The following is a 25,110-nucleotide window of genomic DNA, read 5'->3' as shown; positions in this document are numbered from 1 at the left end:
GGATAGGCCTGGTGCTCGTCTGAATGGAGCTCCACGATGCCCTTCGGAGGAACGACTCGGCGAAGCAGCTCCTCCACCCGCTTCCGCGTCGCCTGGGGGTCCGGACACCCATACTTCTTCTCCAGGATCTGCCGTTTCACGGCCTGAGAGGGCCTCATCGTGCCGCTTCGACGAAGCTCGGCCTCGTTGAAGCCGTAGACGAAGAGGCTTCTTCCCACGACCAGGTTCAGGTCCAGCGGCCAGTACTGGCTGTGCTCGAAAGTCCGGAAGCCGTCCAGGACCAGCGGCTCTTGCGGGCACGTTCTCGGCCTCAGAGACTCGTGGAACAGAAGGCAGTGTCGGCCCAATCGATCACTCAGCCGGCGAACAGTCGAGTGCGAGACGCGCTTGGCCCGGGCGATCTGGCGGAAGCCCGCACAGCTCACGAGGAGGTGAAACACGTCCTCGAGGAGATCGCCGCGCCTCAGCCAGTAGGACGGAGAGAAGGTCTGTGAACTGAAGTAGCGGCCGCAGTGCGTACAGCGGTACCGCTGGATCCGGCGCGGCCGTGCCTCTCGTTCGTAGAAGCCCTTCTTCTGAAATCGCCAACCGGCTGGATTTGCATGGAAATCACAGTCGGGGTTGGGGCAGTGAGGTGGGCGGCGAGGGACGTGCAGCGTCGGCATGCAGACCGACATCGCACGATGCGTGCCGGGTGCAGACTACGGTCCACGTCTCGGCGCGCGCAACCGGAGAGCGACGATCGCCGTACAAGAAGAGGAGCGCGCACCCCATCCGTCGAAACGCGTCTATCCTCCGCGCCGGAGCTCAACCTTGTCCGTATCCCTCGAACGATCCAGCGACGTCGCCGATTTCGATGCCCACCTCCGGGCGGCCGGCTGCGCGCCGCTCCGCCGCGCGCGCACCACGACGCTCCAGGTGAACATCGGGCTGCGCTGCAACCTCGCGTGCCATCACTGCCACGTCGAATCGGGGCCCAAGCGCGAGGAAGCCCTCGACGAACGCGGCGTCGACCGGATCCTCGAGCTCCTCGAACGAAGCCCCGGCGTCGACACCCTCGACCTGACCGGCGGCGCGCCGGAGATGCACCCGGACTTCCGGAGGCTCGTCGCCGGCGCCCGCGCCCTCGGCTGCCGGGTCATCGATCGCTGCAACCTGACGATCCTCCACGAGCCGGGCCAGGCGGACACCGCCGAGTTCCTCGCGCACGCAGGCGTCGACGTCGTCGCGAGCCTGCCCTGCTACAGCCTCGAGAACGTCGAGGCCCAGCGCGGGCGCGGCGTCTTCGACGGGAGCATCCGTGCGCTCCAGGCGTTGAATGCACTCGGCTACGGCAAGAGCGAGGACGAGGGCGCGCTCCGCCTCGACCTCGTCTACAACCCGGTCGGCCCTTCGCTCCCGCCGCCTCAGGAAAGCCTCGAGGCCGACTATCGCGAGGCCCTCGAGCGCGAGTTCGGGATCGTCTTCGACGCGCTGCTCACGATCACGAACATGCCGATCAAGCGCTTCGCCCACGCCCTCGCCCGGGACGGCCGAGATCGCGAGTACATGGATCTGCTGATCGCGAACTTCAACGCCGCGACCGTCCCCGGCCTGATGTGTCGACACCAGCTGAGCGTCGACCATCGCGGGCGGATCTACGACTGCGACTTCAATCAGGCCCTGGCGCTCGAGATCCCGGGTGCCCCACGGACGATCTTCGACCTCGAGACCCTGGCCGACCTGGACGACCAGACGATCGCCACCGCGAGCCACTGCTTCGGCTGCACGGCCGGCGCGGGGTCGAGCTGCGGCGGCGCGCTGTCCTGAGACGGGTCGCGCCCGGCCGCGCCGGTCGCCTAGCCCAGCAGGTCGATCAGGCTGCCTTTCATCTCCGCCCCGACCGCGAAGACGCGCGCGGAGGCGTCGTACTGCACGCTCGCCTGCATCTGGCCGACGACTTCCCGAGCGAGGCTCACGGGCGCGGGGCGATCCGCCTGCTGGACGCGCGCCGCGGCTCCACCGCCCGGCAGCGAGCTCTGGACGACGCGCTGCGGACGGAAATCCTCGGTCAGCGTGTTCGCCACGTTGTGGGCGGACACGGCGACACGCACGCCGGCGCTCTGCATTCCGGTCAGGGCGATCCCGAGGGCATCCATGTTCCATACATCGTCGCGCGTCACGGGAATCTTCCCGTCGATGTGATGCGCGGTACGGGGTCGCGTGCGCGGTGCGCGGCGGCTGCGAGACCGCTGCGCACGCGCTGCGACGGCGCTGCCTCGATCCCCCCGACGGCGTAGCATAGGCTCGCGCTGGCTTCGTTCATTGCCCGCGCCCGGAGGCCCGATGCCCGTCGAAAGATTCCGATCCCCCCTGGCGGCCCTGCTCCTCCTCGTGCTCTTCGGATGCGGCGGTGCGCACCCGGCGGCGAACGACGGGGACACCCGCGCGACCGACCTCGGGATCCGACTCGCGACGGGCGCACGATCCGACGCCGACAAGGCGCGTGACGCGGGCCGCCGTCCGGCCGCCGTGCTGACCTTCCTCGGGATCGAGGAGGGCATGCGGGTGATGGACGTGCTCGCCTCCGGTGGGTACTACACCGAGGTCCTCTCGGAAGCCGTTGGTCCGGAGGGGCGCGTCTACGCGCAGAACATCGCGTTCGTGCTGCAGATGCGGGAGGGGATGAACGACCGGGCGATGACCGCGCGCCTGGCCGAGGGGCGGCTTCCGAACGTCGTCCGGCTCGATGCGGAGCTCGACGCGCTCGGGCTCGAACCGGGGAGTCTCGACGCGGCGATCACCGCGCTCAATCTGCACGACATCATCGACGGTCGCGGAGAGGACGTCGCGCACGCCGTCCTCGGCACGCTCCGGAAAACACTCCGTCCTGGCGGCCTGCTCGGAGTGATCGACCACGCCGGCGACCCCGGCCGGGAGGTGCTCAACGCGAAGCTCCATCGGATCGACGAAGCACGCGTGATCGCCGCTCTCGAGCGCGCGGGCTTCGTGATCGAGGCAACCAGCGACGTTCTTCGCCACCCCGAAGACGACCGAACCCGGGGCGTCTTCGCCCCCGGCCTGCGCGGCGCGACCGACCGCTTCGTGATCCGCGCCCGCAAGCCCGACGAGGAGTGACTCATCCATGGCCGTTCGAATCGGCGTCGGGCTCGGGCTCGGCGGCTTCCCCTTCGAAACCATCGACGACTTCCGCCGCTGGCTCGACGTCTGCGAGGACTCGCCGATCGATTCCATCTGGCAATCGGATCGCGTCGTGTCTCGCGAGCCCGCCTTCGAGCCGATGACGCTCCTGTCCGTGATCGCCGGTGCGACGCGGCGCCTCAAATTCGGGACGAACGCCGTCGTCCTCCCCTTCCGGGATCCCGTCACCTTCGCCCGTCAGTGCGCGACGCTCGACATCCTGTCCGACGGCCGCTTCCTCCCGACCGTCGGCGTCGGCCGGGGCGACGCTCCGGAGTGGGAGGCGACCGGCCGGAGCCCTGCCGGGCGAGGCAAGAAGATGGACGAGGCGCTCGAGGTGATGACGCGGCTCTGGACCGGCGAGAACGTCGACTTCGAGGGCGAGCACTACTCACTCAAGGGCGCGACGATCAATCCACGACCGAAGCAGCAGCCCCTGCCGCTCTGGCTCGGCGGCTCCTCGAAGCCCGCGATCCGGCGAACCGCGCGCTACGGCACCGGCTGGCTCGCCCCGCTCCAGACACCCGAAGAGGCGGGCGAGACCGTCGCCGGCATCAAGGCCGAGTGCGCCCGGATCGGGCGGCCGATCCCGGACGACCACTACGGCGCGACGATCCTCTTCCGGCTGGGCGAAGGCGACGCGCCCTCGCCGCTTCCCTCCGCCGCCACGAAGTCCACGGATCCGGTCGCCGTCGCCATGCGCGACCGCATCCAGCGGATGCAGGCCGTCGGCGAGGCCGGGACCGTCCTCGCGCGCGTCCGTGAGTTCTGCGAGAACGGTGTGACCAAGTTCATCGCGATCCCGATGGCCCGGACGGCCGACGAGATGATCGACCAGTGCCAGCGACTGGCGACGGAAGTGATCCCCGAAGTCTGACTGCTCCGCCGCCTGCGGGCGCTCGGCGGGGTTCGAGACGACGCGTCAGAGCAGCGCCAGCACGTCCTCGGGCGGGCGGCCGATCGCGGCGCGGTCGCCGCGGAGGACGACGGGCCGTTCCATCAGGATGGGCGCCTTCGCCATCGCGGCGAGGATCTCGTCTCCGGAGGAATCCTTCGTGAGACCGGCCTCCGCGAACTCCGCCTGCTTGGTCCGGGTGAACTCGACCGGGGCGCGCCCGAGGCGCCTGCCGAGCTCCCGCAGCTCATCCTCCGCGAGCGGATCCTCCAGATAGAGTCGCGTCTCGAAGGTCGCGCCCTTCTCCTCGAGGAGCGCGAGGGTCGCACGGCTCTTCGAGCCCTTCGGGTTGTGGAGGAGCAGGATCGTGTCGTCGGTCGGCAGGGCCATCGGGTTCGTTCCTCGTCCGAGGTTCAGGGTGGGAGCGACCGAGCAGTTGCGCCCGGCGCGCGGCAAGCCTAGAGATTCCGAGCGGTCGAGGCGAGATCACGCGTCTTCGACCGGGAGGAGACGATGTCCCTGATGCGATTCCTGGGTCTCGGCGGCGGCTCGGCCGGCCGCGAGGCCGAACCCGCGAGCCTCGTCGAGCTCGGCGCGAGCCTCGAGTCGATGGAGCCCGCCGAAGCGCGGCTCGCGGCCGCGTTCGCCTATCTCCTGGCGCGCGTCGCGAGTGCCGACCTGCGAACCGAGGAGAGCGAGGAGGCGGCGATGGCCGAGCGCCTCGTCACCTTCGGCGGGCTCGCCCCCGAAACCGCCGCCGTGCTCGCCCGGGCGGCGATCCGCGTGACCGACGCCCACGGCGGGACCGACGACCACCTCGTCGCCCGTGCCTTCCGCGACATGACCGAAACCGAGGAGCGGCTTCGCCTGTTGCGATGCCTCTACGCCGTCGCGGCTGCGGACGACACGATCACGACCGTCGAGGACAACGAGATCTTCGAGATCGCCACCACGATCGGCGTCCGCCGATCCGACGTCGTCGCGATCCGAAGCGAGTGGAGAGCGTATCTCGGGACCCTCAAAGCACTTCCGAGCGAGCGCTGATCCGCTACGTTCCGCCGCTCTGAACGGCGGGGAGAGAAGACCCATGGCAGCACGCAAGAAGACGGCGAAGAAGTCCACGAAGAAGAAGGCCGCGCGCAAGGCGAAGAAGGCCAAGACCAAGGCCAGGAAGGCTTCGAAGAAGAAGGCCGCGAAGAAGAAGACCGCCAAGCGCGCCGCCAAGAAGGCGGGCAAGAAGGCCTCCAGGAAGAAGGCGGCCAGGAAGGCCACGCGGAAGAAGGCCGCCAAGAAGAAGGCGGCCAAGAAGTCGACCCGGAAGAAGACCGCCAAGAAGAAGGCGACGAAGAGGAAGGCTGCGGGAAAGAAGAAGTCGACCAGAAAGGCCACGGCGAAGAAGGCCGCGACGCCGTCGACGCGGAAGCCCGCAGTCAAGGTCCGGGAGCCCGCGCCCCGCAACGAGCCGGCGAGCTCCGGAGAGCTCGTCCGAACCCGCAACACGCTGGTGTCGTCGCGACTGCTCGGAACCGGTGCCTCGACCGACGGCGAGTCGGCTTCGGGTGGCGTCAGCTACAGCAACCCGGCGCGCGCCGCGATGCTGAAGAAGCTGCTTCGGTAGCGAGCGCCCCTAGACGGGCCGCCACTCGTTGAGGGCGGCGGTATTCCCGAACAGGAATCGATCCGCGACGTCTCCTGGAAGCGCTTCGATCTCTTCCAGGACGTCCTGCGGTTCCGGCAGGCCCTCCATGTGGGGCCAGTCCGAGCCGAAGATCACGTGGTCCGGGCCCATCCGGTCGAGGACGTCCATCAGGTCGTCCTCCCAGAAGGGGCTCATCCACACCCGGTCCCGCAGGAGCGCGACCGGATCCTCGGCGAAATGCCAGGGGTTCCGGGCGGCCGCCTGCTCCAAGTTGTGGAAGAGGTCGCCGAGGAAGCTCGATCCGTTCTCGATCGAGGCGAGCCGCACGTTCGGGAAGCGCTCGAAGAGCAGATCGCATCCGAGCGAGAAGAGGTAGTCGCTCGCCGCCCGCGCGAGAACGAGGTTCTTGACCGAAGGCCGACGGCTCATGCCGATCGAGGCGCGGCCGAATCCGTCGCTCGAGTAGCCGTTCGTCGAGTAACCGGAGTTGCCGGTGTGGATGACGGCGGTGATCCCGGACTCGTTCACGCGAGCCCAGAAGCCGTCGAAGATCGGATCTCCCGGCGGGCGCGGGCCTTCGCGGGTGAAGACCGCCGCGGGTCGCATGACGAACATCCGGGCATCGTGCCCGAGGGCCCACTCGAGCTCCCGCTCCGCACGGGCCGGGTCGGCCAGCGTGATGTAGGGCGCGGAGAAGATTCGGTCCCGGTAGTTGAAGCCCCAGTCCTCGAGCAGCCACCGGTTGAAGCCCTCGAAGAGGGTGGCGACGGCGTCCACGTCCTCCTTGAGCGGCTCCTCGTAGAGGATGCCGAGGGTCGGAAAGAGCCAGGTCGAATCGACGCCCTGGGCGTCCATCTTCGCGAGGCGCGCCTGCGGGTCGCGGTAGTACGCGGGCTGGGGCTCGAGGTTGCCACGCATCTGGTCCCGAGCCGGTACGCCGGCCGGGTTGCCGCGGTAGTACTCGTGGAGGGAGCCCGCGGGCCCGACCGGATCGAAGAGGGGGTTCGCGACCGAGAAGTCGAGCCTGCCGCCCACGACGTGTCGCTTTCGCCCGTCGACCTCGGCCCACTGGACACAGCGCGCCTGCATTTCGACCGGAACGTGCCGCGTGAACGCGTCGGGGGCCTCGTAGTAGTGGTTGTCGCAGTCGAAGATCCGAGGGGGCGCTTCCATCCCACGACGATAGTCGAGAGCGGGCGCTGCCGCGTCGGTCCACGTCGCCGCCCGCATCCGGCCGCGCCCTCCTCCCGGCGCGGCCGGAGTCACACGCGTGGACACGAAAAAGCCCCCGCGACCTTCGGGCCGCGGGGGCTTTCGTTTTCTCGGACCGGGGTCCGTAGCGAGATCAATCGTCGTCTTCGTCGACGATCTTGGACTCGTACTTCTTCTTGAGCTCGGCGGTCGTCTCCGCGGGCACCGCGGCGTACTTCTCGAACTCCATGGTGAACTCCGCCTTGCCCTGGGTCATCGAGCGAAGGTCGGTCGCATACCCGAACATCTCGGAGAGCGGCACCTCCGCCTCGACCGTGGAGAAACCGTCCTCCTCGGTCGAGCCGCTGACCTGACCACGACGCTGCATGATCGTCTTGAGGATCGCGCCCTGGAACTCGGACGGCCCCTCGACCGCGAGCTTCATGATCGGCTCGAGGATCTGCGGCTTCGCCCGGCCGTAGAACTCCCGGAAGGCGCCCTTGGCCGCGGCCTGGAACGCCATTTCCGACGAGTCCACCGAGTGGGACTGACCGTCGTTGATCTCGACCTTCACGCCGATCACCGGGAAGCCGATCAGGCGACCCTTGTCGAGCGAGGCGCGGAAGCCCTTCTCGACCGCCGGGATGTACTCCGTCGGAATCGCGCCGCCCTTGATCGAGTTGACGAACTGGAAGTCCTTGTCTCCCTCGTCGTCGTCCGCGATCGGGGTCACGATGCCCGCGACCTTGCCGTACTGCCCCGAACCACCCGACTGCTTCTTGTGCGTGTAGGAGAAGTCGGTGGGCTTGGTGATCGTCTCGCGGTAGGCCACCTGGGGCGCACCGGTCTCGACCTCACAGTTGTACTCGCGCTTCATGCGTTCGACGTAGACCTCGAGGTGGAGCTCGCCCATGCCCGAGATGACCGTCTCGTTCGACTCCGGATCGACCTCCGTGCGGAACGTGGGATCCTCACGAACGAAGCGACCGAGCGCCTTGCCCATGTTGTCCGCGGCCTTCTGGTCGACCGGCTTGATCGAGAGCGAGATGACCGGCTCCGGAATGTGCATCGACGTCATGGCGACGTTGATGTTGCCGTCCGTGAACGTGTCGCCCGAGGCGCAGTCGACGCCGAAGAGCGCGACGATGTCACCCGCGTTCGTGTCCTCGATGTCCTGCATCTCGTCCGAGTGCATGCGGATCAGACGCCCGACCTTCACCTTCTTGCCCGTCCGCATGTTGTAGATGGTGTCGCCCTTCCTGAGCGTTCCCTGGTACATGCGGATGTAGGTGAGCTGGCCGTAGCGGCCGTCCTCGAGCTTGAACGCCAGCATGACGAGCGGCTTGTCGTCGTCGATGTGGACCTCGACCTCGGCCTCGTCGTTGTCGAGGTCGACGGCCATGTTCGTGACCTCGGTCGGGTTCGGCAGATACGCGTTGACCGCATCGAGGAGCTTCTGGACGCCCTTGTTCTTGTAGGCGGAGCCCAGGAAGACCGGCGTCAGGTCGAGGGAGAGCACGCCCGCGCGAACGGCCGCGTGGATCGTGTCTTCCTTCACGTCCTCTTCCAGCATCTCCTCCATGAGCTCTTCCGAGAACATGGAGACCGCGTCGAGCATCGTCTCGCGGTACTCGGCGGCCTGGTCGGCGAGATTGGCGGGGATCTCCTCCTCGCGGATGTCCTCACCGTTGTCGCCGTCGAAGTAGTACGCCTTCATCGTGATCAGATCGATGACGCCCTCGAGGTCGCTCTCGAGGCCGATCGGCAGCTGACACATGACCGCGTTGTGACCGAGCTTGTCGCGAAGCTGGCCCGTGACCTTGAACGGGTCGGCGCCGGAGCGGTCGAGCTTGTTGATGAACGCGATGCGCGGGACGTTGTACCGCTTCATCTGGCGGTCGACGGTCATCGACTGCGACTGCACGCCGGAGACGCCGCACAGGATCAGGATCGCGCCGTCGAGCACGCGCAACGATCGCTCGACCTCGACGGTGAAGTCGACGTGGCCGGGCGTGTCGATGATGTTGATCTGGTTGCCCTTCCACTCGCAGTAGGTCGCGGCGGAGGCGATCGTGATGCCGCGCTCGCGCTCGAGCTCCATGGAGTCCATGGTCGCGCCGACTTCGTCCTTGCCGCGGACCTCGTGGATCGCGTGGATCTTGCCGGTGTAGAAGAGGATGCGCTCGGTCAGGGTCGTCTTCCCCGAGTCGATGTGCGCACTGATGCCGATGTTTCGGACCTTGTCGATGTCGCCGAGCATGCTGTCTTCCTTCGAGGCGCCTTCTTCGCGCCTCCTCCTGGCTTTCTGCCCTGATCTCCGCCCGTTGCGAGCGGTAGATGTACCCGAATCTTCAGGTGGCCCGAGCGCCGCGCTCCGTGTTGGACCGGGCCGCCTGCTGCCGGTCTCTTGCCGACTCGCTGCGCCTTCCGCGTGCCCTCTTACGACCAGTCGACGATCGCCCTTGAGTCCCGGATCCTCCGCCGCGTGTCGGCTACGGCGGGTCGCGAGATCAGGGGCACCGATCGCCGGACGGGATCCGACGCGATCGGGTTCGAGACTGGATTGGAGCTGGCTCGGAGCCAGTGCGGGGTCCACGGGGGAATCAGCGAGACGGGGGGACCTGCTGGGCGCGCAAATTAGCGGACCTAGAGGGAAAATCGAGCCCCGACCCGGGGGACGAAGCGGCGACCAGGCCTTGCCCCGAGGGGACAGGGCCGGGCCGCCCGCGGCGCACGCCTGGCGGACGCGAGGGCGCGCTCAGGCGAGCACATCGCCGGCGACGAGTCCGGATTCCGCCGCGGCGACCTTCCCGGCCGCCCCCCGCACCTTCTGGATCCGAAGCGAGCCGCCCCGCACGGCCAGCACGAGACCGTCGTCGCCGACCGAGAGCACGGTGCCCGGCGTCTCGCCGGAATCCGAGCGGGACTCGACCGAGCACCCGAAGAGGCGGATCGGCGCCCCGCCCTGCTCGAGCCACGCCCCCGGACTCGGGTCACAGCCTCGGATCCGCTGCTCGACCTTCGCGAGGTCCCAGCCGAGATCGAGGCGCGCAACCGCATCATCGACCAGGCCCTGATGGCTGGCGCCTTCTTCGACCTGCGGCGTGAGCGTCGCGCTCCCGGCGCCGATCGCGTCGACGACCTCGACCATTCCGTCGACGCCCATCGGATAGAGCTTGTCGAAGTAGAGACTCGCCATCGTATCCGTCGGCTCGATCGGCACGCCGCGCTTCTGGAGGTAGAGCGGGCCGGTGTCGACGCCTTCGTCGGGCTGGAAGATCGAGATCCCCGACTCGGTCGCACCTTCGAAGATCTGCCAGGACAGCGCGGCGCCGCCGCGGAACGCGGGCAGGATCGAGGGGTGGAAGCAGACGGATCCGTGCTTCGGCGCGTCGGTGATCTCCGGCGGTAGGAGCACGGTCGTGAAGGGCATGACGTTCAGGTCCGCGCCGAGCGCGAGGTACTCGTCGACCCGCTCGGGGATCGCGACGCCCTTGCGGCGATAGCCCTTGTAGCGGAAGAGCGGCCAGCCGTTCTCTTCCGCGGCTGCGGCGAGGGGGTCCGGCCGCCCTCCGCCGTCGGGCGGCACGTGGACGCCCACGATTTCGTGGCCGGCCTCCGCCAGACGAGTGGTCACGTCGCGCCCGAAGGGCGCCTGTCCGAAGATCGCGAGTTTGAGCGGCATGGTGTCGACGGTACCACGCGCCGGGCGGCCGGAACCGGGGCTAGAAGACCGGCCCCGGCAGCGTGATGTCCGCGTGTTCCCAGACCGAGGCGCGCTCGGCCTCGGCGGCCCGCGCGTCGTCCGCCTTGCCCTGCTCCGCGAGGCTCGTGACGAGCCCGGCGAGGGACCAGCCGTTGCGCGGCGTCTTCGTGAGCTCCTTGCGGAAGACGGCCTCCGCGTCGCCGTGCCGGCCGCTCTCGAGCAGCGCGTTCCCGAGCGCCTCGCGCGTGGGGAAGTACCAGGGCGGCGGCTCGGTATAGGGGAGCGCGTCCTGGAGGGCGACGGCCTGCTCGAGCAACGGGACCGCGTCGGACCACTTTCCGGCCTCCCCCGCGATCCGCGCCGCGAGGATCCGCGCGCCGATCGTGAGCAGCTGCGACGGCGTGGAGCCCGACGCGAAGGTGAGCCCCTTCATGTCCTCGGCCTCGGCCAGGGCTTCGACCTCCGCGAGCTCCGCCCGGGCGCGCTCGACCGCACCGGTCGCCGCGCTCGCCATGCCCCGAACGTAGTGCCACGCACCGGTCGCGTAGCGCCACTCCTCGCGAGGGCGAGGCGACTCCAGGATGTCCTGCCAGCGCCCGAAGCGCGCGAGCGCGTAGAGCTCCATCGGCACGAACTCCTCGACGATCGGAACCGCCGCCACCATCTCCGGCGTCATGTTCGCCGAGAGCTTCCGGGCCGCCGCGATCGAGACTTCGCTCCGCCCCTCGAAGGCCGCGGAGGCGTAGAGGAAGTGGACGTTGTGGGGGTAGTAGGCCGCCGGGTAGAAACCCTGGGCGCGACACTGGGTGATGTAGGACTCGTCCGCCGCCGCCGCCTTCTCGTTCGCCGCCGACGCGTCCGCGTAGCGACCGATCCGCAGGTAGATGTGGGACGGCATGTGGACGAGGTGGCCGGCGCCCGGCGAGAGGGGCCCGAGGGTATCCGCCGCCTGCTCGCCGCGATTCGGCGTGTTCGAGGGCTCGACCGCGTGGATGTAGAGGTGGAGCGCGCCGATGTGCTCGGGACTCCGGGCCATCACGGTCTCGAGGGCGGTGACGACCTCGTCCGTCGCGGGCCTCGCCGTATCGGGGTCCACGTAGTAGTCCCAGGGCATCGTATCCATCAGCGCTTCGGCGAAGAGCGTCTGGACGTCGTCGTCCGCGGGGAAGCGCGCCGCGACTTCGCGCATCGCGTTCGCGTAGGCGAGGTCGAGTCCGCTTCGGTCCGCCGGCGCCGTTTCCGCATAGCGCATCGCCAGCGCGTCGATCAGCGCGGCCTCCACCGGGCTCGCTCCGTCCCGGAGCGCGATCGCGCGCTGAACCGCCTCCCAGGCCACCGGCGCATCCGCGGGATCCATCGGCTTGTTGATGTTCGGTCCGAGCACGAGCGCCTCGCCCCAGGCGCAGATCCCGCAGGTCGGGTCCTGAGCCGAGGCCTCCTTGAAGGAGCGGTGGGCCTCCGCGTGATTGAAGCCGTAGGCGAGGACGAGACCTTGCGTGAAGTACTTCGGCGCCAGGCCCTCCGCGTCGACGGGGCGGGAGAAATCGCCGAGGTCATTGAAGAGCGGGGCCCCGGCGCCGTCCGGAACGACGCGGCGGGGCACGTGGGTGTGCGCGTGGTCCTTGCCGCCGTGGCCGTGCGCGTCGGCGGCTTGCGCCTGGTCGTGGTCGTGGTCCGCATGGTCGTGCGGCCCGTGCGCCGAATCGCCCGCGCAAGCGAGCGCGAGCAGCGCGACTCCGAGTGTCCAGCCGGCCCAGTGTCCCCTTCTCATCGCGCCCCTCCTCCCCGCTTCCGGGATCGATCGGTGGCCGAAAGTCTCGCCCGTTCGGAGAACACTGCAAGCTTCGCATAACGGGCCTCGGCGACCCGTCTCGTCCGCGCAACGCCGGCACGGGATCGGCAATCGACCCGCGCTTGTTCGCGAATGGCTTTCGGTGATCGATCGGCGACCCGATGACCGGAAAATGTTACGCCGCGCCCTCTCCGTCCGAAACCACCGGCGCCTGCGCCCGCTCCTGATCTTCGCCGTTGCCTCGGCGCTCGCCTCTCCGCTCGCCCCGATCCGGGACGCCGACGCCCAGTCGGCCCTTCGTCCGGGAGCGAGCGGCATGAAGCGCGGCGGGGGGACGGTCAACCGGGGAGGCAGCGAACGACGCGGGGGCGATCTCGGCAGCCGCAAGACGAGCGGGACCGCCACCAACCGATCCACCGTGACCACGTCCCGACCGACCTTCCGCTCCCCCGGAAGCGACTCGACTACGACCCGCGCGGCCGACGACGCGATCGCGACGACGGGCACGACGAGCGCGACCGCGGACGCGTCGACGGAACCGGAAGCCGCGTCCACGGACGGCGAGGAGGCCGAGGAGGTCGTCGACTACGGCGCGCGAACCCTCGGCAAGTCCTGCATGTACGGAACCCGAGGCGAAGTGATCTTCCGGCCGCGTGGCGCCGCGTGCCGGGGCGACGCCCAGCCGGCGGCGCCCGCCGCCAGAGCGGCGCGTGCTCGCCCGGGCAACCCCCGTCGCGTGGGTGGCGCCCAGGCTCCGGCGGCTCGGAGCGACACGCCGAACGCGACCGTGGTGCGGCCCGCCGCTCGTCGCTCTCCGAGCAAGCCGTCGGGCTCGCGTGCGAGCAAGCCATCGGGTTCGCGCGGAAGCTGCATCTTCGGGGGCGACGGTCGCGTCGTCTACGCGCCCCCCGGCGCCGACTGCCGACGCTAGGCGAAGCGCGAACCGTTCCCGCTAGATCTCGACCTTCGTCCGGTCGCCGACCTTGCCCGCCGCCGCGGCGGGCGATCCGATCGCGAGCGAGTGGGGCGGGATCGACTTCGCGACCAGCGAGCGCGCCCCGACCACCGACTGCTCCCCGATCTCGACCCCGCGAAGGACCGTCACGTCCGACGAGATCCAACAGTGGTCCGCGATCGTGACCGGCTCGATCCGCTCCTTCCGGTCAGCGTCGAGATCGTGCTGGTCGGCATCGAAGACCCGCGAGCCGGGACCGATCCAGACTCGATCCCCGATCGAGAGCCCTGCTTTGGCGCTCAGATGGCAGCCGTTCAGGAAGCCCTCCTTGCCGATCGTGATCCGCGCGCCGGGGAACGCGAAGAGGATCACCGGTCCGAGGTCCGAACGAAGCCAGGTGTCGGCGCCGATCTCGACGCTCGCGCCCTCGGCGACGGAGATGTGGACCCCGCGCGAGAGACGTTCGGTGTAGACGCGGGGACCGATCACGAGGCGACCGCCGGGCGCGATCGCGAAGTGCGAGGACACGAAGTTCGTGCTCGCCTCGGGATCCATCTCGAGCCCGGGCGTCCGTCTCACGCGAGCGCGAAGACGCAGGCGGTCGCAGGCCTGGATCGCCTTCAGTCGCGCGCGGGTCGCGAAGCTCGCCATCGCGCGCGGCGCGTCGCCGGCGCGGCCCTACTGGCCGGGCGCCGACTGCCCTTCCTTGAGACGGAAGGTGATGAAGCCATGGGTCGGGTCGTAGGGCGAGAGGCCGACCGTCACGCGGTCGCCGGGGATCACGCGGATGCGGAATCGGCGCATGCGGCCCGAGAGCTGGGCCGTCACGACCTGGCCGTTCTCGAGCGTGATCTGATAGCGGCCGCCGCCGAGAATCTTGTCGACGCTTCCGGTCGCCTGGATCAAATCATCACGTGCCAAATCGAGTCGGTCCTTCTTCTATTACCGGGAGCGCGCCCCGGTTCTCGGAGAGCGCGCAGGCTAGCACGAGGGTTCGGGGGCGGCGAATCCCCCAGAAATCCGGGGATTTGCAACGATTCCGCGGGCACCCGGCGTGCGAAGAATGACGGAATCCTGCTAGCCTACGCGCCCGCGGAGAGGTGGCGGAGCTCGGTTGAACGTGCCTGACTCGAAATCAGGTGAAGGTGCAAGCCTTCCGTGGGTTCGAATCCCACCCTCTCCGCCATTGAGTCCTTCTTTACGGAGGCTCATGGCGACCGGGTCGCGAAGGCGGCGACGCCGAGGGGTGCGCGGCGATTTCGCGGGGTGCGGTTTTCCGCAGCCAACCGGAGACAGCGAGCGGACCCGGATTCCTGGCAAGCACAGACCGGAGATCTCTGCGGCGAAATTGGCCGGCTGGGAGCCTGTGTCGCGACATTCGCCCTCGCGGAGACTGGAAGGAAATTCGCCGCTCCGCGGCGGGCAGAGCCGTATTTGGTATTCGTCAGGGGCGAAGCGCGCTTTCTCCCGATCGGTCGTCGGCGCGTCCTTCGAGCGGCGGGCTTCGCGAACCCTCGTCGATAGAAAGTTCGAGCTTAGGTGCCGATCTGGATATCGATACCAGCCCGAGCATGGCCGAGTATCAGACACCGACGTTCGTAGTCTGATCCGGATAGCATCTCTCGAATGACCATTCACGCGGATGCCACCCGCCTCGTCTCGGTGACCTGCCCCGGGTTGTCGTGCCGCTCCCTATGCTGGCCCGCAGGCCTGCGAACCTCGCAATCTAGCCGGATCGATCCCCGGAGGGTCTCCCGAACACACAGCCCGTCACGCCAAAGTCGTGTCGCACGCGACACGAGCCGACTGCTTCAGCGGGCACCCGGACGATGGCTAAGCGTCTTCGACCGCGAGAACGATCAGCGTCCCGTCCCGTCCCGCGGCCACGATGGTTCGGCCGTTTGCATCGATCTCGATCGATCCAATATCGGTATCCGTTCGAAAGGCCGCCACGTGTGCCGCGCGCTCCAAGTCCCAGAGGTGAATCGTCCTGTCGCCGAACGAGGCGGCGGCTCGAACTTCCGGGGCAACGCAGTGCATCGGCCAACCCGAAGACCACGAGCGGCTTCCCTCGAGAATCGCATCTTGCTCGTACCGATCGAGATCCCAGATCCGAAGCGTGCCATCCGTCGAGGAAGACAAAGCGCGTCGGTCTTCGTCGATCATTTCGAGCGACCAGATCGTATCGGTGTGGCCAGTGAGCGTGGCAGCACGTTCTGCAAAGGCATAGGGCGCATCGCGATGTAGATTCCACACGAGAATCGTGTCGTCTCCTCCGGCCGAGACCGCTCGGCAGCCATCGCTCGAAATCGCCACGGCGCGAACGCCGTACTCGTGCGCGAACCCGGACCAGATCTCCGCGCCCTGGTTCAGATCGAACACCTTCAGTGAGCCATGCCCATATCCGGCAACGGCCACGTTCCCGTCGTCGCTCGCCGCGACACACATCATCCCGCTCGAGAACATCTCGGTTTGAGAGCGAATCGTGCCCGGCTCCAAATCCAGGAGGATCAGGCGTCCGCCGCTCGTTTGAACCACAGCCCGCCGGCCGTCCGCTGTCGGAAGGATGGCCTCGACGCCGAAGTCGACTCTTGCGAGTGGTACTTCCGAGAGCAGTTCGCCCGATTCCAGGTCCCAAATCCTAACCGGGTCGGTCTCGTGTTTCTCGACGATCCTCGCATGGACGGAGCGTTTCGACGCGCCCGAGAGGACTCGCCGGCCGTCGAGAGTCGCTGCGACCGAGCCGACACCGTGCGAATGCGCATCGAGTTGCCTCCGTCGCGAACCGTCGTTCGTGTGCACGATCGTGACACGACCGTCATCCGACCCCGACAACACAGTCGAGCCATCTCGGGTCACGGCAACGCAGCCGACCCGTGAGTCGCCCACGCCGACATCGGTCCGCCCCCTCGAATCATCGGGGAGATCCCACATCCGAATGACCCGGGACTGTGATGCGCTCAGCACGAACTGGCCGTTCGGGTCGAGCGCGATCGCATTGACGCCGTAGCCTTCTCGTATCGTGTGGGTCGTTGCGCCCTGATCGAGATCCCACACCCGAATGGTCTCGTCCCGCGAACCCGAGACCGCAAGTCGACCCGAGGCGTCGACCGCGATCGAAGTGACCTCTCGGGTGTGGCCCATCAGCTCGTCGCAGATCTCTCCCGTTTCGATTCGAGAGACTCGAATCGTCCCGTTCGCCCCTCCCACGAGGATCTTGTCACCCGCCGGCGAGATCTGGACGCTGGAGGCCCTGCTCTCTTGGCCGATCGAGGCCACGACCGAGAGGGTGTCCATGGACCAGATCTTGACGGTCTTGTCGTGCGAGCCCGAAGCGAGCCACCTCCCGTCCGCGCTCATGGAGAGGGACGTGACCGGGCCTCCGTGTGCGGAGAGTGTGGCGATCAGTTCTCCCGACCTCAGATCCCATATACGAATCGTCTCGTCCCACGAACCCGAGGCGACGCGCTCGGCGTCTGGTGAAACGACCAGAGCCTCGATCCCTTTCTCGTGACCAATCATCCGCCGAACGAGCGATTTCGCGTCGAGATTCCAGACGATGATCGCCAGATCCTCGCTTTGTCCGGATGTCCACATCGCGGTCGATCCGTCCGGGGTCAACGCAATCGACCGTACGCCTCCGAACTGGCGGCAGACCGGTTCGCCCAGTCCGGAGTCCAGATCCCATTGCCAGATCCAGCCGTCGCCGAGCCTTCCACCTCCGGAGACGAAGCGTGTCGCGTCCCGATTCATCGCGACGCACCTTACGTCTCCGCTATGACCGGAGAAGACACGCCGAGCGCCATCCTCGGGTGAGTGCAGCGCCGGGAGGACGGGTCGAAGCCAGGGTGCGCCGCGCATCGCAGTCGTACGTTCGATCAGTCGCGAATGTACCGGGCTCTCCATTCGGAGTGCGCGCCCGATGATCTGGCCGCGCAGAAAGGCGGGATCCTCGGTGAGTGCTTGGGAGGAGAACTCGAGAACTCGCTGCAACACCCGGAGTTCACGGCCCCTCTCGCCCTCCGATCCCCCGAGTGCGAGATCGTAGTCTTGCGTCAAGGGCCAGACGCCCGTTGCGGAGAGCTTGGCCTCCACGAAGTCCATGTCGAGCAGGACGTCGCCCAGTTCCTCGCCCCGACCCGACAGATGAAGATGGCGCGGAAGATTCTCGAAGTAGTAGCCATCGTTCGGGCCCGAGCTCCAACCGTTCGGGCAGTTCGATCGATACGCTTCGAGCAGCGAATCATCCGGAGAACGATGCTCGCCGAGTCTATCCGTGAGTTTCCGGCTCGAGAAATTAAAGACGAGATCGTGGACGAACACCACTCGGCCGAGTCGTTCATCCTCGACCGACACCGGAAGGTCGAGCCGCACGAGAGAGCGGTCCCGCAGTTCGTCCAGCAGGTCCCCGGTCGAGAGTTCGTCGAGCTCGCCGCTGTGGGACCACAAGGTTGCGACGGCCGCCTCGGGCGTCCCTTGGTTACCAAGAAAAGTGGCGAGTTCGGCGAGGCGGTCCTGTTCATCGGCCTCGAGCTCACGGACACTGACTTCGATCACATTCCAGAGATTCTGATGCGACGCCTGAACTCGATGCCGGTCCCTGACGAGCTCGAGGCGCGCATCTCTCAGGAGTCGAAGGATCCGATCCCACGGCGCGCCCTTTCTCGCCATGCCGCCACAGAGAGACAAAGCGAGAGGCAACCTTCCGCAGGCCTCCGCGACGTCGCGCGCCGCCTCGGGCAGTTGCCCGGCAGACTGTTCGGACGATCTCGCAAGAATCGAGACCGCTTCCTCCTGGCTGGGGGACTGAACGGCGTACGACTTCCCCGCGAATGCGGCGGAAAAACCTGCATCCCGCGTCGTCAGCAGAAGCCTGGAGCGCGGAGCGACGATGTCGAATGCCTCTGCGTGCGCACGCTCCCAGACGTCGTCCAGGATCAAGAGCAGTCTCCGATCCGAGATGAGTTCGCGGAGCCGCTGGAGCGCGGAGGGAATGTCGTCGACGGCGGTGTCGTCTCCCAGCGCGACGATCAGCTGGCGCTGGAGGTCAAGGAGTCTCGGGCTCCGGCCAACCGGAATCCAATACACTCCGTCGGGGAAAGCAAGTCTGACCTCGTGGTCTCTCGCAAGAGAGTTTGCCAGCACACTCTTCCCGATACCACCCATCCCGTGGATGCTGATGCGCATCTCTTCTCCGCTTTCGACCGTCGGCGTTCTGACTGCAAGGAGGAGGTGATCGCGAAGTTCCGTCAAACGCTCGCGATTGCGGACGACCGTGCCGGGCAGTGTCGGAACGGCGACCAGCTTTCCGATGTCTGGCAACGGCTCCGACAGCTGCCGAGTCAGACTACGCAGCGCGACTGCGTAGTCGGCGTCGCTTCGAAAGTCTTCCACGTGGAGAAAAAAGAGTTCTTCAGGGACGAGAACGTAGGCGTCGTCGTTGCTGTCGGGTCGACCGGCGCGCAGGATCGGGTTCACGCATGTGCCGGTCTCGAGTGCGAATCGCCACTCCTGGTTGACGTAGTCCGATTTCACGGCGTTCGGACCGAGCACCAGGAGCAGACGGTCACATCGCGAGATCGCGTCCTGGATTTCCTGGTAGAAGCTCAGCGCTCGCGATTCGATGGACTCGCGGTCGAACCAGACGTCGAATCCTGCATCAGTGAGATCGTCGAATAGTCGCCGAACGAATGGTTCGTCATCGTCGCGTGAGTATGAGAGGAAGATCCTGCGAATCGCCATGCGTTCACTCGTCGACGGGTTGACTCGAGACGCCCCCCGCGGAGTTTGAGAGGACATCTGGGCCCGCTTGCGCTCGACAGTCTACATGCTCGCGGTGCTGGCTGAGGCGGTCCGCTCTGACTTCGTGCCCAATCGCGTGCTCGTTCTGACGTGCCCCTATCAACTGGGGCAGTCGCTATGCCAGCCCTGCTGCGAACTCCCTCGGCGTCAGCTCGCCCAATGAGCCGTGAGGTCGTTACTCGTTCTTACGCCTCCGCCATGCCTCGAACTTCCGCCGGGCAGCGCGAAGACTCGTGAACCCGTGCTCGTTCAGGCATTCGCCTCGGAGCGTCCCGTAGAAGCTCTCGGCAAAGGCGATTTGCGCTGGCTCCCCGGGCTCGATGTAGTCAAGATCGATCCCACGATCCTCTGCCCAGGTCGTGAGCGCAAGGTTCACGAACTCGGGACCGTTGTCGCATGTGATCCGCCGGGGAAGTCCATGGACTTCCCCGAGCCGCGCGAGCATGCGAACGACTCGGTCCCCCGGGATCGAGGTCGAGAACTCGATCCACGGCGCCTCTCTCGTGCAGAGATCGACGATCGTAAGCGCGCGGATCCTGCGGCCGTCGACCAGGGCGTCGTGGACGAAGTCCATCGCCCAGACCTCGTTGCGAGACGAGGGCAGCGGCATGGGGCCGCGCGGAGCCCGCTTGAGACGCCTCCGCTTCCGTCGACGCACCTGTAGCCCAATCTCGCGATAGACCCGGTAGGCGCGCTTCTGGTTGATCTCCCAGCCCTCTCACCTAAAGAGACGACGCAGGCCGCGATAGCCGAACCGACGCCACTTCGACGCCAGCTCTTGCAGCCGCTCGCGGAGTTCCCCGTCGCGATCCGGACGAGCCTGGTAGTTCAAGCTCCGACATCCGATCCCGACCAGTCGCCAGGCACGGCGTTCGCTGAGACCGTGGGCCTCCTGCGCACGGTGAACCGCCGCTCTCTCGGCCTTCGGCTTCACCATTTCTTCGAGACGAAGTCTTTGAGCGCGACGATGCCGAGCGCTTGGTCGGCCACCATCAGCTTGCGCTTCCGGTTCTCTTCCTCGAGCTCCTTCAGCCGCCGCGGGTCCGAGACCTCCATGCCGCCGTACTTCCGGCGCCATCGGCAGAAGGTCGTCTCCGTGATCCCGAGCTCTCGAACGAGTTCTGGTATCCCTCGGCCGTTCTCGACCCGCTTCAACGCGTCGACGATCTGCTCTTCACTGAATCTGCTGCGCTTCATCCAGTCCGCCAATCGTATCCATCGGCGGATTGGAATTCAAAACGCCTCAGTTCTCCGGGGGCATGTCAGATGCAGCGAATCACCCGGAATCTGGTCGATCGCGAAGACGGCTTTCTGTTGGATTGCCGATACTTGATCCACGGTCGCGACCCGCTGTTCACTCGCGCGTTCGCTGAATCTCCGAGACGCGCAGGCATCGATCCCGTGGAGCTCCCTGTCCAAAGCCCCAATCTGAACGCATACGCAGGGCGGTTCGTTCGATCGGCGAAGTCCGAGTGCGTCGCCCAGGTGATTCCGATCGGGGAACGCGATCCTTCGCCGAGTCGTCAGCGAGTACGTCGAGCGCTATCACCGAAAGCGGAACCACAAGGGGATCGGCAACCGACTGATCGACCGGCGCGACGATGATCTTGCCCGTAGCAGTCCGGTCGAGTGGCGTGAAAGTCTCGGCGGAATACTTCGCTACTACGCGATAGCAGCGTAGGCGTCGATCGAGTCTTGGCACCGTACCGGAACGACTGAAGTCTCGTCGCTTCTACATGTCGCGAATGCCTAATTCGGCTCCTGTGGTCATGCGGCGCTTCTCCGACTCGCGCTCGAGCGACATGAATCAGTCAAACTCCTGGTTGTACCAATCACGCATTCGATCGAGCACTCGACTGAACGACCAATTGCCCCGAACGGGAAATCGCGGTCGGTACGGACGCAGCGATCGGGCATGCAACGCGAGTCCAACACCCGTCGAGTACATGGGACCGTTCACGACGTCGGTGAGTCCACCGACGTTGCACGGCGATCCGATCCGAACGGGCGCCTCGAAGAGCTTGCCCGCGAAGTCCCCAATTCCTGGGAGCTTCGAGGCCCCTCCGGTGAGCACGATGCCGGCGCCCAGGTCGTCCTGGAGTCGATCCATGAGAATCTCGCTCCGGCACAGTCCGAGGATCTCTTCGACACGAGATTCAATGATCTCGCAGAGTATTCTTCGTGAGATCTCACGCGGCGGACGTCCTCCGACTGATGCCAGGCGAATGACGTCTTCACCCTCGACATGCCGCGCGGAGGCGGAGCCGAACCTCTTCTTGATCCGCTCTGCTTCATCGAACGGAGTACGAAGACCGACCGCAATGTCATTCGACATCTGATATCCGCCCATGCCGAGAACGGCAGAATGTTCGATCGCCCCACGGGAGAAGCGTGCGATGTCCGCGGTCCCGCCGCCGATGTCGATCAGACATACGCCTAGATCCCGCTCGTTCTCGGTCAACGCCGCGGCGGAGGACGCCATCGGGTCCAGCACGATGTCTGAGACGTCGAGACCGGCCTTGTTTGCGATCTTCACGAGGTTGGTTGCTGCCGTCACGGCTCCCGAAACGATATGAAGACGAACTTCCAATCCCTCCCCCAGTTTGCCGACCGGGTTGCCCCGAACCGACTCCCCGTCGACGAGATACTCCTGCGGAAGGGCGAGCAATATCTCACGATCCAGCGGGACGGCGACCGCCTTGGCTGCCTCGAAGACGCTCTGGACGTCGCGCTCAGTCACTTCGCCGGTCCGGATCGGCGCCGATCCTCGGGAGTTGATTGCACGGATGTGCCCCCCAGCGATTCCGACGCAGACTTCGCGAATCTCGCAGTCGGCCATCAACTCGGCCTCTTCGACCGCTGCGCGAACGGACTCGATCGTCGCCTCGATGTCGACGACTACTCCCTTCCGGAGTCCCCGAGAGGGATGCGTCCCGACCCCGACTACGCTCGCGACGTCACCCTCGCACTCACCATCGACGGCGACCACGCAGATTTTGCTGGTCCCGATGTCCAGTCCCGCTGCGACAGTGCCCAGGGCCCGCCGCGAGGAAGTCGATCGTCGGGGGCGAATTTGCGCAATCGGCAAGGGCGCGTTCGTCAGCGAGGCGGGGTCCGAGTAGCTTTCGTCCGGATTCGTCGACGAGACACGAGCGACTCTCCGCTCGTCGCGAAACTCCTCGGCCCACTGAACGACGAAGTCGAGGAACTGGCCGAGATCCTCGTGCCTGGCCCCTCTGAAGCTCTCCACGTCCGCGATCGGTCGGACACCCTGCGAGGGAACAAGCACCCGCAGGTCGAGTCCCAATCCGAGGGCATAGCCCGCAATGAAGGCCATGCCAGCGTTGGCCGCGCCGTCCCGCTCGTGGTCCAGCGCCGGCGGAATTGCCCAGATCACGCTATCCGCGGAACGCAGAAGGTGTACGAGCGCCGCATGATCGAGGTCTGACGAATCGACGATCTCGAGCTCGTCGATCGCTGCGTGCGCAACGAGCGCAACACGATCCCCTCCGGTTTCCCGAGGACAGAGAAGGATAGTCCGGTTGGGTATTCCGCGCCGTCCGGAAGGGGGAGGCGGCGCGCTTCGCTCGATGATGAGTCGATCGAAGCCCGAACCGTCGCGCGCGCTGAACGGTACGTCGGGCGCCCGCTCCTGCGCGTATAGACTGAAGGGACGGCTCGAGAGCCATTCCGGTCGTGTCGCGCCGCGATACGTCTGGAGAACACGACGATCGCCGGGGGCGGACAATGCGAACCCCAGCTCCATGGCAGTATTCACATTCGGCAGGTCGAGAAACGCCGCGAAGAAGCGAGCGGACCGGATGTTGGCTTGGATCGACTCCTCCCAGATCAGCCCCGGAGCGACACCTCCAACGCTGGGAATCATCGGGTCGAGCTCGTACGAATCTCTCAGCCGGTAGAAGGCGTCGAGATAGTCCCGAACGCCACGAGCCTCGAAATCCCATGCAACGAAGAGAGGTTCCATGATGCGTACGGGTACCCGCAAATTCGCGACGCGACCCATCGGCACGAGTTGCACGCCGCCGTATCAGTCGAAAGGTACAGTGGTCGGGGATCTCCCGCCCCCTGCGGGCAATCTGCTTTCAGCCGCTCGATCGGCGCGGACCCGATTGGCTCGTCGATGACGGGGGATTCAACCGGAAGGAGCCGAGCCTTCCCAACCGGGGCCTCGGACTCGAATCCTCCCGGCAGCACGGCCGGACGCAACTGAGAATCGCGGTCTGACGCGACAACCTTGTGGAGCACCTGCGTGCGGATGCAACCTATAGGGAGCCGCCCGGCCGGACCGGCGTACCCCCGAATTCCCAACGAAGGCCCCGCCAACCAGGCTCGCCTCCGCCCTGAACGACTTCGCGTCCTACCCGGTCGAGCCCGCCGAACATGCGGAAGCGGAGGGCCTACTGAAGCGCGCCCAGAGAAGTGCACTCTCTGCGCGGCAGGTCGCTCGCTATCGGATTCGCAGATAGCAGATACCGGCTGTACCGAAAAGACACCTTGAACGCCCAATCCCGGCTGAGCCAGACGATCCCATTCGGGAGATGCAAGCCGAGACGCATAATCGGCATCTCGTCCGGCAAACTGAATCTTCCATTCCCTGAGTTCGGCCAACTAATCGCACACTGTCGAGGGCTCGCAAGAGTCGACGAATCTGATTCGACCGCGGCGCTGCGTACCCACTCTCGATCAGTCAAACTCGGCGAAAAACCAGTCGCGCATCCGCTGCTTCACTCGCCCAAAGATCGATTCATCCCGAATTCGGAAACGGCTTGAGCGACTCGTTCGCTGTTGCCACGTACCAAACAGCGCGAGTCCAACCGCCGTTGCCCATGTCGGATCCAGCTCGAGGTTTCCGGAGCTAGATACCTTGATCACTGATCCGATTCGCGTCGGAAGCCCGAACTCCTTCTCGGCTCTCTCCAGAAGCCCTGCGAGCTCTGCCCCACCACCAGTAAGTACAACCCCGCACAAATTTCGATCGTCGAAGCCGTCCTCAGACAGCCTCGACAGCGCCTCCGTCAAGACCTGCCCTGCACGAGCATCAATCGTCTGGCGCATCGCATGGCGGGCGACTTCACGTTCCTCATCTCCACCTACGCTCGACTCCGTGAGGTCAGCGACGTCCGCGGAGTCGACTACCGACACGAAGCTCGACTCCTCCTTGCAGCGATCCGTGACCTCGAATGACGTTCCTAGATTGGCTGCGATGTCTTCCGAGAAATCGCAAGCGCCCATGTCCAGAACCGAAGTGTGTTTGACCGAACCGCCACCGAAGACCGCAATATCGGTGGTACCCCCACCGATGTCGAGCATGCACACGCCTAGCTCGCGTTCGTCATCCGAAAGAACCGAAGATGCGGTCGCTCCTGCTCCGAGCACGACATCAGCCACATTGATCCCGGCTCGGTTACAGCACTCTGTTACCTGCTGCGCTGCGGTCACGTGAGCCGTAACGATATGGACCTTCACCTCGAGGCGAACTCCGGTCATTCCTAGTGGCTCACGGATCCCATCCTGGTCATCGAGGATGAACTCTTGCGGAATCACATGAATGACCTCGCGATCCATCGGAATGGAAGTAGCCTTGGCCACGTCGATGACGCGTCTGACATCTCCATCGCGAACCTCTCGATCCTTGACCGCGACGATCCCGTGGGAATTGAATGATTGAATGTGACTTCCGGAGATACCCGCATATGCTGACGTGATCTCGCAGCCAGACATCGCTTCGGCTTGCTCAATCGCTTGCTTGATCGATCCGGCGGCCGCGTCTGAGTCGACTACGACGCCCCTTCGCACTCCCTGGCTCGGATGAGTCCCAACACCGATGATGTCGAGACCAGCCTCCGTTTCTTCGCCTACGGCCACACAGATCCTTGTCGTCCCGATGTCGATCCCGACAATGACTCCGTCTTTCCGTTTCATTCGGCTT

Annotated in this window: 20 protein-coding genes and 1 tRNA gene; 7 read left to right on the top strand and 14 right to left on the bottom strand. The window is 66.2% G+C overall.

All coding sequences use genetic code 11. From position 1 onward, the window contains the following. A partial coding sequence (locus tag NXI30_20935; protein MCR9096696.1) for a hypothetical protein occupies nucleotides 1-665 on the bottom strand: 665 nt, incomplete at its 3' end. 148 nt (nucleotides 666-813) lie between these two features. On the opposite strand from NXI30_20935, the gene arsS reads away from it, so the two are divergent. Continuing rightward, entirely contained in the window at nucleotides 814-1,809 is a 996-nt protein-coding gene (gene arsS / locus NXI30_20930) for an arsenosugar biosynthesis radical SAM protein ArsS (GenBank protein MCR9096695.1), read from the top strand. A 29-nt stretch (nucleotides 1,810-1,838) separates the two neighbouring features. Here the strand turns inward: arsS and NXI30_20925 are convergent, their stop codons facing one another. Continuing rightward, nucleotides 1,839-2,162, bottom strand: coding sequence for a flagellar basal body rod protein (locus NXI30_20925; protein ID MCR9096694.1), 324 nt, complete (start codon nucleotides 2,160-2,162; stop codon nucleotides 1,839-1,841). 163 nt (nucleotides 2,163-2,325) lie between these two features. Here NXI30_20925 and NXI30_20920 point away from each other — a divergent pair, with 163 nt between their 5' ends. Continuing rightward, entirely contained in the window at nucleotides 2,326-3,117 is a 792-nt protein-coding gene (locus tag NXI30_20920) for an SAM-dependent methyltransferase (GenBank protein MCR9096693.1), read from the top strand. 7 nt (nucleotides 3,118-3,124) lie between these two features. Next, nucleotides 3,125-4,057 carry an LLM class flavin-dependent oxidoreductase gene (locus NXI30_20915; protein ID MCR9096692.1) on the top strand — a complete coding sequence of 311 codons (933 nt, stop codon included), beginning with the start codon at nucleotides 3,125-3,127 and terminating at the stop codon, nucleotides 4,055-4,057. A 45-nt stretch (nucleotides 4,058-4,102) separates the two neighbouring features. On the opposite strand, the gene NXI30_20910 is transcribed toward NXI30_20915, so the two are convergent. Further along, on the bottom strand, nucleotides 4,103-4,465 hold the full coding sequence (locus NXI30_20910) for an arsenate reductase (glutaredoxin) (GenBank protein ID MCR9096691.1): 363 nt from the start codon (nucleotides 4,463-4,465) through the stop codon (nucleotides 4,103-4,105). Nucleotides 4,466-4,588: 123 nt separating this feature from the next. Between NXI30_20910 and NXI30_20905 the strand changes: the two genes are divergently transcribed. Further along, nucleotides 4,589-5,119, top strand: a complete 531-nt coding sequence (locus NXI30_20905) for a TerB family tellurite resistance protein (protein MCR9096690.1) — start codon at nucleotides 4,589-4,591, stop codon at nucleotides 5,117-5,119. A 43-nt stretch (nucleotides 5,120-5,162) separates the two neighbouring features. Next, complete coding sequence (locus NXI30_20900; protein ID MCR9096689.1) at nucleotides 5,163-5,693, top strand: hypothetical protein; 531 nt, start codon at nucleotides 5,163-5,165, stop codon at nucleotides 5,691-5,693. 9 nt (nucleotides 5,694-5,702) lie between these two features. Here the strand turns inward: NXI30_20900 and NXI30_20895 are convergent, their stop codons facing one another. The 4 genes from NXI30_20895 to NXI30_20880 all read right to left on the bottom strand — a co-directional run bounded on the left by NXI30_20895 (nucleotide 5,703) and on the right by NXI30_20880 (nucleotide 12,382). After that, nucleotides 5,703-6,887 (bottom strand): amidohydrolase, encoded by a 1,185-nt coding sequence (locus NXI30_20895; protein MCR9096688.1) that lies wholly within the window; start codon nucleotides 6,885-6,887, stop codon nucleotides 5,703-5,705. Nucleotides 6,888-7,059: 172 nt separating this feature from the next. After that, nucleotides 7,060-9,165, bottom strand: coding sequence for an elongation factor G (fusA, locus tag NXI30_20890; protein ID MCR9096687.1), 2,106 nt, complete (start codon nucleotides 9,163-9,165; stop codon nucleotides 7,060-7,062). Nucleotides 9,166-9,663: 498 nt separating this feature from the next. Then, complete coding sequence (locus NXI30_20885) at nucleotides 9,664-10,590, bottom strand: methionyl-tRNA formyltransferase (GenBank protein ID MCR9096686.1); 927 nt, start codon at nucleotides 10,588-10,590, stop codon at nucleotides 9,664-9,666. A 40-nt stretch (nucleotides 10,591-10,630) separates the two neighbouring features. After that, nucleotides 10,631-12,382, bottom strand: a complete 1,752-nt coding sequence (locus NXI30_20880) for a hypothetical protein (GenBank protein MCR9096685.1) — start codon at nucleotides 12,380-12,382, stop codon at nucleotides 10,631-10,633. Nucleotides 12,383-12,575: 193 nt separating this feature from the next. Here NXI30_20880 and NXI30_20875 point away from each other — a divergent pair, with 193 nt between their 5' ends. Next, nucleotides 12,576-13,334 carry a hypothetical protein gene (locus NXI30_20875; protein MCR9096684.1) on the top strand — a complete coding sequence of 253 codons (759 nt, stop codon included), beginning with the start codon at nucleotides 12,576-12,578 and terminating at the stop codon, nucleotides 13,332-13,334. 21 nt (nucleotides 13,335-13,355) lie between these two features. Here the strand turns inward: NXI30_20875 and NXI30_20870 are convergent, their stop codons facing one another. Next, nucleotides 13,356-14,009, bottom strand: a complete 654-nt coding sequence (locus NXI30_20870) for an acyltransferase (protein MCR9096683.1) — start codon at nucleotides 14,007-14,009, stop codon at nucleotides 13,356-13,358. Nucleotides 14,010-14,036: 27 nt separating this feature from the next. Further along, entirely contained in the window at nucleotides 14,037-14,279 is a 243-nt protein-coding gene (gene infA / locus NXI30_20865; GenBank protein ID MCR9096682.1) for a translation initiation factor IF-1, read from the bottom strand. A gap of 173 nt (nucleotides 14,280-14,452) precedes the next feature. Between infA and NXI30_20860 the strand changes: the two genes are divergently transcribed. Next, nucleotides 14,453-14,544: transfer RNA gene (locus NXI30_20860), tRNA-Ser, on the top strand. 647 nt (nucleotides 14,545-15,191) lie between these two features. Here the strand turns inward: NXI30_20860 and NXI30_20855 are convergent. The 5 genes from NXI30_20855 to ftsA (NXI30_20835) all read right to left on the bottom strand — a co-directional run bounded on the left by NXI30_20855 (nucleotide 15,192) and on the right by ftsA (NXI30_20835) (nucleotide 25,103). Continuing rightward, entirely contained in the window at nucleotides 15,192-19,100 is a 3,909-nt protein-coding gene (locus NXI30_20855) for an NB-ARC domain-containing protein (GenBank protein ID MCR9096681.1), read from the bottom strand. A 235-nt stretch (nucleotides 19,101-19,335) separates the two neighbouring features. Next, nucleotides 19,336-19,734 carry an integrase core domain-containing protein gene (locus NXI30_20850; GenBank protein MCR9096680.1) on the bottom strand — a complete coding sequence of 133 codons (399 nt, stop codon included), beginning with the start codon at nucleotides 19,732-19,734 and terminating at the stop codon, nucleotides 19,336-19,338. 356 nt (nucleotides 19,735-20,090) lie between these two features. Further along, nucleotides 20,091-20,357, bottom strand: a complete 267-nt coding sequence (locus NXI30_20845; protein MCR9096679.1) for a transposase — start codon at nucleotides 20,355-20,357, stop codon at nucleotides 20,091-20,093. Between the two features lie 610 nt (nucleotides 20,358-20,967). Next, nucleotides 20,968-23,145 carry a cell division protein FtsA gene (gene ftsA / locus NXI30_20840; GenBank protein MCR9096678.1) on the bottom strand — a complete coding sequence of 726 codons (2,178 nt, stop codon included), beginning with the start codon at nucleotides 23,143-23,145 and terminating at the stop codon, nucleotides 20,968-20,970. Nucleotides 23,146-23,864: 719 nt separating this feature from the next. Further along, a complete protein-coding gene (ftsA, locus tag NXI30_20835) occupies nucleotides 23,865-25,103 on the bottom strand; it encodes a cell division protein FtsA (protein ID MCR9096677.1) in 1,239 nt (412 codons plus the stop codon). Nucleotides 25,104-25,110 lie beyond the last annotated feature (7 nt).

The sequence above is a fragment of the bacterium genome (assembly GCA_024742285.1).
Lineage (GTDB): Bacteria > Myxococcota_A > UBA9160 > UBA9160 > UBA4427 > UBA4427.
Note: the sequence above shows the minus strand (reverse complement) of the source record. Positions and strands in the feature narration are given on the sequence as shown.